12 protein-coding genes are annotated in these 10,319 nt (G+C 53.5%); 3 read left to right on the top strand and 9 right to left on the bottom strand.

Annotated features, from left to right (window positions below):
* Window positions 1–7 precede the first annotated feature (7 nt).
* The 9 genes from HA51_RS14210 to HA51_RS14170 all read right to left on the bottom strand — a co-directional run bounded on the left by HA51_RS14210 (window position 8) and on the right by HA51_RS14170 (window position 7,442).
* A complete protein-coding gene (locus HA51_RS14210; RefSeq protein ID WP_084935256.1) occupies window positions 8–262 on the bottom strand; it encodes an acyl carrier protein in 255 nt (84 codons plus the stop codon).
* 11 nt (window positions 263–273) lie between these two features.
* Window positions 274–531: a phosphopantetheine-binding protein gene (locus HA51_RS14205; RefSeq protein ID WP_034820252.1), complete on the bottom strand. Its 258-nt coding sequence runs from the start codon at window positions 529–531 to the stop codon at window positions 274–276.
* Window positions 532–533: 2 nt separating this feature from the next.
* Window positions 534–1,334 (bottom strand): lysophospholipid acyltransferase family protein, encoded by an 801-nt coding sequence (locus tag HA51_RS14200; protein ID WP_084935255.1) that lies wholly within the window; start codon window positions 1,332–1,334, stop codon window positions 534–536.
* A complete protein-coding gene (locus HA51_RS14195) occupies window positions 1,324–2,055 on the bottom strand; it encodes a beta-ketoacyl synthase chain length factor (RefSeq protein WP_084935254.1) in 732 nt (243 codons plus the stop codon). The genes HA51_RS14200 and HA51_RS14195 overlap by 11 nt, the downstream gene beginning before the upstream one ends.
* A gap of 197 nt (window positions 2,056–2,252) precedes the next feature.
* Window positions 2,253–2,645 carry a hypothetical protein gene (locus HA51_RS14190; RefSeq protein WP_139810690.1) on the bottom strand — a complete coding sequence of 131 codons (393 nt, stop codon included), beginning with the start codon at window positions 2,643–2,645 and terminating at the stop codon, window positions 2,253–2,255.
* A gap of 231 nt (window positions 2,646–2,876) precedes the next feature.
* A complete protein-coding gene (locus HA51_RS14185; protein ID WP_084935252.1) occupies window positions 2,877–4,247 on the bottom strand; it encodes an efflux transporter outer membrane subunit in 1,371 nt (456 codons plus the stop codon).
* A complete protein-coding gene (locus HA51_RS14180) occupies window positions 4,244–5,332 on the bottom strand; it encodes an HlyD family secretion protein (RefSeq protein ID WP_084935251.1) in 1,089 nt (362 codons plus the stop codon). The genes HA51_RS14185 and HA51_RS14180 overlap by 4 nt, the downstream gene beginning before the upstream one ends.
* Complete coding sequence (locus HA51_RS14175) at window positions 5,329–7,008, bottom strand: MFS transporter (RefSeq protein WP_084935250.1); 1,680 nt, start codon at window positions 7,006–7,008, stop codon at window positions 5,329–5,331. The genes HA51_RS14180 and HA51_RS14175 overlap by 4 nt, the downstream gene beginning before the upstream one ends.
* A 2-nt stretch (window positions 7,009–7,010) precedes the next feature.
* Window positions 7,011–7,442, bottom strand: a complete 432-nt coding sequence (locus tag HA51_RS14170; RefSeq protein ID WP_084935249.1) for a MarR family winged helix-turn-helix transcriptional regulator — start codon at window positions 7,440–7,442, stop codon at window positions 7,011–7,013.
* A gap of 484 nt (window positions 7,443–7,926) precedes the next feature.
* Between HA51_RS14170 and HA51_RS14165 the strand changes: the two genes are divergently transcribed.
* From HA51_RS14165 to HA51_RS27210, 3 genes are all read left to right on the top strand, one after another.
* Window positions 7,927–8,184, top strand: coding sequence for a biofilm/acid-resistance regulator YmgB/AriR (locus tag HA51_RS14165; protein WP_084935248.1), 258 nt, complete (start codon window positions 7,927–7,929; stop codon window positions 8,182–8,184).
* Window positions 8,185–8,339: 155 nt separating this feature from the next.
* On the top strand, window positions 8,340–9,836 hold the full coding sequence (locus HA51_RS14160; protein WP_084935247.1) for a SulP family inorganic anion transporter: 1,497 nt from the start codon (window positions 8,340–8,342) through the stop codon (window positions 9,834–9,836).
* Window positions 9,837–10,043: 207 nt separating this feature from the next.
* On the top strand, window positions 10,044–10,214 hold the full coding sequence (locus HA51_RS27210; protein ID WP_169718787.1) for a hypothetical protein: 171 nt from the start codon (window positions 10,044–10,046) through the stop codon (window positions 10,212–10,214).
* The last annotated feature ends 105 nt before the right edge of the window (window positions 10,215–10,319 follow it).

Genomic DNA, 10,319 nt, shown 5'->3' with positions numbered 1-10,319 from the left:
GGCCTAATCAGGCCTCGTTGTGCATGAGTTGGTCAACGGCGTCAACCACATCCTGCACCGTACGCACCGCACGGAAGGCTTCCGGTTTGATTTTACGTCCCGTGCGCTTTTGCAGATGGACGACCATATCGACCGCATCAATGCTGTCGAGCTCAAGGTCTTCATATAAACGCGCGTCCGGGCGGATATCATCGGCATCAATTTCAAACAGCGAGGTCAGCAGCGTGGCCACTTCCTGGTAAATTTCGTCTTTGTTCATCATTTTGACTGTTCTCAGGCTTGCTGTTGTTCAACAAACGCAGCCAAGGTGGCCACGGAAAAAAAGTGCGCGCGCAACGTTTCGCTCTCCGCTGAGAGCTGTACGCCGAAGCGATTTTTCACTGCCAGCCCTAGCTCCAGTGCATCGATGGAATCGAGGCCCAATCCCTCGCCAAACAGTGGCGCGTCGGTTTCTATATCGTCCGGGCTGATATCTTCCAGATTCAGCGTGTCGATAATCATGAGTTTGATGTCGTCAATCAGTGCTTGCATGCTTACTTTGTCTCTTCAGGGACCAGCGCCTGTTGCAGGTGACGCGTCAGGCGACGTGCGGCCAATGGCTGCGCATCTTCATCCGCTTCGCAAAAGGCCTGGCTATCAATACGCGATTGTACGCGTACAGTAAAAAGCGGTTTAACCAGCGGAATCTGATACCAGCGACTTTGTTTGTCGAGCATACGCTGGGTACAGCTAATATGAACCACGCGCAGATCGCATCCGGCACGCACCGCAATGTTAGCCGCACCGCGTTGTAGCTTAAGCGGCTCACCGTAACGGGTGCGCGTACCTTCTGGAAAAATCAGGATGGTGTCGCCACGCGCCAAGCGCTGTTGGCTATCAGGTAGCAGCGTGTCCGCTTCGCTATTTATCAGATAATCCGCGGACTTGATCACGCCGCGGAAAAAAAAGTTGTGCTGCAAGTCGGCTTTCACCAGGCAATCCATTTCTGGTAACACCGAGGCAATCATCACGTAATCAATTAATGAAGGGTGATTAGCCACAATCAGGCAGCCACGGTCCTGGCGCAGTAACTCAGCACCGATAATCTGATAATCGTACACGCCAACAAAGCGGCAAAAGCGCAGGAAACAGCGGAAGCTCCACGCAATGCTGCTGCGCGCAATCTGTCGGCGGCGCAGGCCATCACGATTCAACAGCAGTAGCAAATTGAACCATGTCAGGGAGAGCAATAAGGCGCCAAGGCTGAACAACGTGAAACTGATGGCGGTCATGACCAGACGCCAGTAATAATTAAAACCAGGCTGGCGCGGCATTGGCTGTGGATTACCGGCCATGACGGCGTTCCCAATGCCACTGATGACGTTCGCCGGGGATGGTCACACGCTCGGCATCCTGTAATACCGCACGCAGAAACTGCAAACTTTGCGGCAGAGCAGCGGCTAGAGGTTGCGCAGCCTGGCCCTGACAATGCCACTCCTGACCGGCACGCAGTAGCAAGGCAACGGCATAGGGTGAATTGAAGTGCTCCGTTTCCGGCAGCCAGGGTCGGTAGTAGTCCGGCACTGCGCCTTCAAAATCCACCAGTAATACCTGCTGATACCCCGCCTGATGCAGCGCAGTCACGTCGATTAATCCCTGCTGGAAGCTGTCGATACCGGCGGAAAGGGAGGAGGATACCAGTGGCTGACGAGCAGCGATGGTTAAACTGCCGACGGCTGAGTTGTGTACCGACATGGCGAAATCCGTCGGCGATAGCGCCTGCTGTTCCGCGAGCGCGGTCAGGATACGTAAGTTCCGCTCGAGTTCACCGTGACGACTGGTGAAGACCACGGCATCAACCGATTGGCGCGCCAGCAGCGTCAGCCCGCACTCAACAGCAGCACGGCTACCCGCACTGAGACGACGCGCGGTCATCATGGGTAAAAATTGCGGTTTTGCGATAGGTTGGCTGGCATCCAGCACAGGCGCGTGTTCAGCCCAGTGTCGCCATTCTTCGGCGGTACTGTGGCCCGGAGCCATTGCGTGCCAGTCAACCAAGGTGTAAGCGAGTTTCATACCTGCATTCTTTCTTCAGCCTCGGGAATGGTCAGATTGCGCTGCGCGGCATCCCTTCCCTGCTTGCATACTATTCCTATCACCCGTCTTATGCGGATGTCACCGATAAACAACGCGGGCACATAGCCCGCCTGTTTTCTATTTCGGCAGCGTTTGAGCTAACTTTATATCTATCCGTCAGCCAAAATGCCTGGCGCTTATTTTACCGCCTGAACGGCAAGACGCGTTTGAATGCCCTGATTCAGGTTCTGAATCCAGCGATTATAATTACGGTGGATCTGACCACTGCCTGCTTTGAGGTTGGTACTGCTCACGTAATCAATACGATAGCTGTTCGCCGTGTAAGTGATGCGAATGTCAGCAGTGTGGCCACGCTCGGCCAGTTGACCGTTCATCACACCCGGTCCTGCAGGTGAAATCACCCAATGGTTCGCTGCGCCTGCTTCGACAATCGCACGTTGCATCTGGCTATCTGAATAGCTCTGACCAACGGTTTGACTCACATTTTGAATCGGTGCGGTGCGCGGAGCACAACCGCTCATTAGTGCAGCGGTCACGACTAATGCGAGAACTGCTTTTTTATTCATCATTTCCTTTTTTTCCCCTGTCATGGCAAGTCACGAATCACCGCGACCGTGCAAGTTAACCCAACTGCACTATTCCGTTCAGACTTTGTAAAGCGCGCGGATAATACCACTATATGTAAAGACAAGTAAAAAAAAGCACGAATGACTTAAGAATTGACGCACTTTGCGGCAAAAGCAGAATTTAACGGGTTTACAGCGTTGAAAATGCCGAAAAATCCCATTACCACATCAATTCTAACCCTGCCAGCCGCCCCCTAACGAACGGTAAAGTTCGATTTGTGAGAGCAGGAGCGTATTTTTCACTGAAACGATATTCAACTGCGTGTTGAACAATGTGCGTTGAGCATCGAGTACATCCAGATAGGAGGCATAACCATTTTCATAACGATTCTGCGCGATACGGTACGCTTCGGCGACATAGCCTTCTTGTTTCTGCAACTCGTCTAGTTGCTCCTGACTACGCCTGATGGCGTCAATCGCGTTATCGACATCGGAGAAGGCGCTGCGCACCACCTTTTCGTAGCCATAAAGCGCCTGATTGCGCGTCGCCATCGCCACATCGACCTGAGCGGTTAACGCTTCACGATTAAGCAACGGGGCCAATATGCTGCCACCAATGCTCCAGAGACGGAAAGGATTATCCAGCAGTTGATGTAACTCATTGCTTTGTAACGTCCCCGTGGCCGTGAGATTGAGTGACGGCAACAGGTTGGCTTGCGCCGATGCCAGTGAGGCATCCGCTGCAATGAGTTGCCGCTGTGCCTGCACAATATCTGGTCGACGATTCAGCAATTGAGAGGGTAACAAGGATGGCAATGTTTGCGGCTTGATATGATCAAACTGGCTGGTGCGCGCAATCTGACGCGGATTCATCCCCACCAGCACGCTGAGCGCATTTTCCTGTTGCTCAATCTGGTGCTGCAACTGGGGGATCTGCGCTTTAGCAGTTTGATACTCTGATGCCGCTTGCATCCACTCCAGCCGTGAGGTGTAGCCGGTTTCAAACTGACGTTGTGCCAGGTTAAGGGCGTTTTCACGTGTGGCTAACGTCGCCTGTGTGACACGCAGTTGCTCATCCAACGCACACAGGCTGAGATAGCCTGACGCAACGGAACTGGCCACCGTCAATTCTGCCGCTGAGGCTGCCGCGCGTTGCGCATCGAGTGTGGCCTCTGCTGCCCGAATGCTATTGCTGCGGCTCCCCCAAAGATCGACTTCATAGTTCGCCTGCAACAACCCTTGAAACACGGCGTTCTCGTAGGGTAACCCAGTGGCGGCCGACAAGGCGCGTTGATGCGTTGCGGCAACCCCTGCTGATAAGGTCGGGAAATTATCTCCCTGTGCGGCCCGCAGTTGGGCACGATACTGATCGACCCGTGAACGGGCCGTGAGGATATCAGTGTTGTGGTTTAAGGCCTGATTGACGAGATGATTCAGGTTATCGTCACCGAAGCTCCGCCACCACTGTGCTTCTGGTGCGGCAGTCGGCCCAACTTGCTGCCGCCAGCTATCAGGTATTGGTAATGATGAGGGGGCCTTTTCGACTTCCGTCGCACAACCGCCAACCAGTAATGCAACCCATGAAGCCAGTAATATGCGCTTCATGGTGCATCCTTGTGCGGTTCTGCTGCGGTATCAATGTTCACTTCCACTGACATACCGGGACGCAGGTCTTGGGTGTCACCGAGTATGCTGATACGTACCGGGATACGCTGGGCAATCTTCACAAAGTTGCCCGTGGCATTGTCTGGCGAAATGGCGCTAAATTCGGAGCCAGCAGCAGGGGAAATGAACTCCACGCGCCCGTCAAAACGCCGCCCTTCCAGCGCATCGACACGAAGGGTGACCGGCAAGCCAGGTCGTACACGTGCCAGCTGGGTCTCTTTTAAGTTGGCGATGACCCATTTGTTATCAGGCACCACCGATGTCAGTCGCGTCCCCGCGGTGACGTAAGTCCCTTTGCGTACGGACAACTGCCCCAACTGCCCACTGTCTGGCGCAATAATCCGGGTGTTGTCCAGATCAATGTTGGCCAACTCCAGTGCGGCTTTCGCGCTGGCAACATCCCCTTCTAAAGAGGCCCGATTCACCACCACGGTTTGCAAACTCTGTTGCGACACGGCAACTTGCGCTTCCGCCTGGCGCAGTGCGGCCTGCGCTTGGGCATTAGCGGCGCGTGAGGCATCGCGCTCGCGCACAGACAGCGATCCATCAGCCGCCAGATTCTCCACGCGTTTGAGGTCTAGAGTACTTTTTAACGCTTGGGCTTTAGCGTTTTCCAGCGCGGCCTTGTTGCTCAGGATGGTCGCTTCGGCACTGCGACGCTGCTGCTGGTTGTTATTCTGCGCGGCAATCTTCATATCCAACTGCGCCTGCGCCTGATGCACCCGTTGACGATAGATCCGGTCGTCAATCGTCATGAGCAACTGCCCTTTCGTCACGGGTTGCAGATCCACTACCTGCACGTCGGTGAGGTAACCGCTCACCTGTGGACTGATGAAGGTCACTTGACCGCGCACATAGGCGTTTTCCGTCGACTGAATGGTGCTGGTGAACGGCCAGAGTTGCCAGGCATACAAAATGACCAGTACGCCAACAATCGCGATACCGCTGCCGAAGGCGATAGAAAGAATGCGTCGGCGGTTAACGCGCTCGCGTTCCGCGGCCTGAAGATCATCCTGTTGGCTCATGAATTCTCCGTCTGATTTGATGCTTGATGTTGTTGTTCTGTTAGGTTGCGGCGCGCCTGACGCCAATTGAGATAACGCTGCCGTGTGAGTCGCCATAGCACCCACATCAGGGTAATAAATGCCACGGCGGCGGTGAGTAGATAGGTATCGTTGTAAGCCAACACATTCGCCTGAAGGGTAGCGACGGTTTGTAACTGGCTGGTGCTTTGCGCACTGAGTAGCACGTTATCCGGCAGCTGGTTGCTGAAAAGCGAACTGTATTGGTTCAGCCGCTCAATGACATTGGGATCAAGCTGCGATAGCTGATCGCCCAACTGGCTGGAGTGGTATTTTTCGCGCCATGTTTGAAATGTGCCAAGAATAGCGGCACCAATTAGGCCCCCCAGGTTTTGACTCATGCCAAACAGCACCACGAAACTCACCAGGTTTTTCGGCTGCGTCACTACGCCGCCAATCCCTAATAGCATCGCGGGTGCAAGGAAGAAAGCACTGCCGAAGCCAAGCAAAAACTGGCTCACATATAAATTGTTGCCACGCGTCACAGGGCTGGATTGCGCATCCATGTAAGACGCTATGATCATCACCACCAGTGAAGTCACAATCGGCCAGCTAAGGTGCGTGGGTTTAATGGTGAGCGCACTGGCCACCATGCCGCAAATCACACCTGCAATAATCGCCAGTGCCAGCCCACGCATCTGATCATTCAGTAAGCCAAGCTGCTGCAGAAAGCCCACCGCACCGGTATTCTGCTCGGCCAGTACGATACGCATCATAATCATCACAATGCCGAGTCGGACGATCATGCCGTTGCTTAGCCAGCGTGTATTGATCAGAGGATTAGCTCGGTTGTGCTCCACCACGACCGCCGCAACGATCAGCACTAAAGACATGGCCAGCGCGATACCCAGCCAAGGCGTAGTGAACCACCACTCAATGCGCCCTAGCGATAGCACAGCACACAGCAGCGCCATACCCGGAGCCAGCAGCATGAAGGTGACAAAATCCATTTTCTCGAAGGCTTTGATGCGGTCACCCGGCGGCAGTTTCACCACCAGCACACACCCCAACGCAATCATTGCCAACCCCAGTTCAAACAGATACAAGCCGCGCCACTCTTCTAACTGCAACAGCTCGGTGGAGAACAAGCGTGCCAGTGGAATGGCCAGCTGGGAGGCGGTAATACCAATGACCAAGGCTTTGAGTCGATGTTTCGCAGGCCACGCCTGGATTTGGTAATAAATGCCCAGGGAACTCAGTGCTGCCCCCACCATACCGTGTGCAGTCCGCACGATAATGGCCGAGCTCAGATCGTTCGCAAGAATGTGGAAGAATGCCACAATCACATACAGCACCAGAAACGCTTCAGTAAACAACCGCAGACCAAACTGTTGGCGGAATTTCACCAGCAGTAGATTGATGGAGATATTGCCCATCACATAAACCGCCGGTAACCAGGCGATTTCGTTGCTATAAGCACCAAAAGTGCCTTGCAGATTGGTGAGATTGGCCGTCACCAGCGCGTTACTTAGCGCGCCGGTTATTGAGATGAGGAGTCCAATCAGACCAAAGGCTACACGTTTTGACGGCGAATGAATCGGCGTGGAGGGAGACCCAGGCAGCATGGGTTTTTCATGGGGTAGCCATTCACGCTGAGCATAGGGGTTGCGTTTCGCCACGTTCAGCTGGTCCCCAGCCGGGTCAGCAGTTGTTGCAGCACCTTTTCAGTGACGGCAAGCGCTTCAGGGTCGATATCTGCCAGCAGCTGCGCACGTAATGCATCCGCCTGCGTTTTCACTTCATTGAAAGCCACACCGCCCTGCTCCGTTAACACCAACAAGCGCTTACGGCGATCCTCTTTGGGTTGTACACGGGCCAAGAGTTGTTGTCGGACCAGCCGATCAACCAGTGGCACTACACTCGCCTCTTCTAGACCCAGCAGTTGTGCCAGTGCTTTTTGCGTGGGAGGCTCACTGGCCGTGGCAATCGTGGCAATCGCCATCCAACTGCTCATACTGAGCCCACTCTCTTTCAGGCGGCGATCCACCGCCAGCCGCCAGGCGTGGGCCGTCAGATGAAGTAAACGTGAAAAAGGTTGTGGATAGTCGCTCAAAACGTAGTAGCCTAATTGTTAGGTATCTAACTAAACGGGTGCGTTATTATAATCAAAGCATGAGGCCATTGAAAAGATTGCTTACAACCTCAAATTTAGACGCTCCCCTTCTTTAAGACCAATTTTCTGTTTTCAGATGTAGAAAACTGCCGAAAAGCAATCCTGTACAATTATCCTGTATAGCTTTAAAGCCAAAGCGCCAACCCATCACATTGTTTTAAAACAAATATTGAAAATAATTCAAAATTTACCTTGTACAACTTACCTGTAATTGTATAACTTTACTCGCCGTGAGCTAGCGAATAGCTCCGTAACGAATGATGCACTTTGCGTCGCCTCTGAAGGTGCAGTGGATTTCCACCTTCAGAGGTGTCTTTTTTGCGTTGGTTGATGAGTTTGGGTTTTACGTGCCTGTCCGCACGTAAATTATTTCATCATGGCGCTGGAGGCAACACGCCTTCGCTCCGATCCTAAGGGCTACACTATGCAAAATGCTGTCACCAGCAGCGAAGCTATCGCTGACTATTTTAAATTGCCGGGTAACAGCGACAGCGCTGAGATGGAAGTTTTCGGACAGATCATCGCTGAAATCCTGCAAACCCGCATGCCAGTCACTAACAAAGCGATTATTTCATCACTCATCTATCGCCTTGAGTTGGAGAGTGATGTGGTACAGCTGGATATTTATCGTCATTTGCTGGAATTAGTGGTCAATAAAACGCCTGATGACCTTTCCGCCTAATGCCTGATTCCAAGGATGGAATCTGCTTTGTTTACCCGCCATTGATACTGGCATCCCTCTTCATTGCCCGGTAACATCATCCCCGTCTAATTCCTGTCTGGTTACTGCCGTGTCGTGACGACATGTGCAAAAAATAAAAGAGCCTGCAAAAATTTATGAGCCAACCCGCTGAACACGCCCCTGGGGCGAACGATATCACCGTGGGCAGCGTCCTACGCTCGCCCGCTTTATTGACCCGAGAGTGCCTGGCAGGTGTCATTACTGCGTTGGCACTGATCCCTGAAGTGATCTCCTTTTCGGTGATTGCCGGAGTTGACCCCAAGGTAAGCCTGGTGGCATCGGTGGTACTGTGTTTGACCCTGTCAATCCTCGGTGGACGCCCAGCCATGGTGACCGCTGCCGCCGGCTCGGTCGCACTGGTTATCGGACCGATGGTGCATGTCCACGGCGTGGAATACATTCTTCCTGCCGTGATTCTCGGTGGCATTATCCAAATCATCTTTGGCCTGGCTGGCCTGTCACGCATGATGCGCTACATCCCCCGTTCGGTGATGATCGGCTTCGTTAATGCCTTAGGTATTCTGATCTTCTTTGCTCAAGTCCCTCATGTTTGGGGGCAGTCGGGGTTGGTTTGGGCATTGTTCGCCGTGACTTTAGCCATCGTGCTATTGCTGCCAAAAATTCTGAAGAGCGTTCCCTCCCCGCTGGTGGCGATTGTGGTGGTGACCGGTGTTGCGTTGCTATTGGGATACCGCGTACCGAATGTTGGAGACGAAGGCCCAATGAGCTCAGGCCTGCCCGGCTTCACCACCCTGTTAGTGCCTTTTAATCTGCAGACGCTTTCCATTGTCTGGCCCACCGCGTTGAGCATCGCCTTTGTGGGTTTGATGGAATCGCTACTAACTGCCAAATTAGTCGACGACATTACCGATACGCCGTCAGGTAAGCGGCGCGAGTCGTGGGCACTGGGAGTGGGAAATATCCTTGCCGGTTTCTACGGTGGGATTGCCGGTTGCGCAATGATTGGTCAGACGATTGTTAACGTCGAGCTTGGCAAAGCGCGCACGCGCATTTCGACCATTGCGGCGGGTGTGGTGTTGCTGTTGCTGGTGACAGGGTTAAGCCAAATCATGGCGCGAATTCCCATGGTGGTCCTGGCTGGGATCATGATGGTGGTGGCGGTGAAAACCGTCAACTGGCATAGCCTGCAGCCCGCCACCCTTAAGCGTATGCCATGGTCCGAAACCTCAGTGATGGTCCTCACTGTTGCAGTCACCGTGTGGACAGGTAACCTGGCGCTGGGCGTGCTCATTGGCGTGATCCTTGCCATGATGCTCTTCGCCCGCCGCATTGCGCACGTTATCCATGCTGAGCGCCAGTTAAGCGATGATGGTGAGCAAGTGCATTACACCGTGCGCGGGCCCCTATTCTTTGGCAGCAGTAACGATCTGTTTGAACATTTTGATTATGGCCACGACCCGAAAAACGTCACCATTGATCTGACCCATGCGCAAATTTGGGATGCCTCCAGTGTTGCCGCGCTGGATGCCATTGAGTATCGCTATCAACGGCATGGGGCATCAGTGCACTTTATTGGGCTGGATAACCGCAGCAGCGATTTCCGCGACCGCTTGAGTGGGAATTTAGGCTAGCCCTTTCACACCCAGGTTGATCACTGAAACGGCCATTTCTCACGAGATGGCCGTTTTTTTATCGGCGTAAAGGGCAATGCACGGCGATGGTGATGGTGATGGTGATGGTGATGGTGATGGTGATGGTGATGGTGATGGTGATGGTGATGGTGCGATATCAACTACGCTTAGGGAGCAACGCTGGGTTGCTGATTAAAGGACGCTGTTATGCATCACTTCTTAGGTGGGATACTGATCATCACTTGCCTGACGGCATTGGTTGGCTGCCAACAGCCAGAAAGACCTATCGGCCCGGATGGTCGTCCAAATGTGCCCACTGAGCAGCCGATTCCGGGCGGCCCAATGAGCAAAGGCCCGGTCGGACAGCCGCAAGCCTAAAGAGACGGGTAAGATTCATTAGCGACAAAAACCAAAAAACCGCCCTTAGGCGGTCACGACATTGCTGCTTATTGCTTTTATTTTATTTGGTTTTAGCGATTACTA

The organism is Pantoea rwandensis (assembly GCF_002095475.1).
GTDB classification, from domain to species: domain Bacteria; phylum Pseudomonadota; class Gammaproteobacteria; order Enterobacterales; family Enterobacteriaceae; genus Pantoea; species Pantoea rwandensis.
Note: the sequence above shows the minus strand (reverse complement) of the source record. Positions and strands in the feature narration are given on the sequence as shown.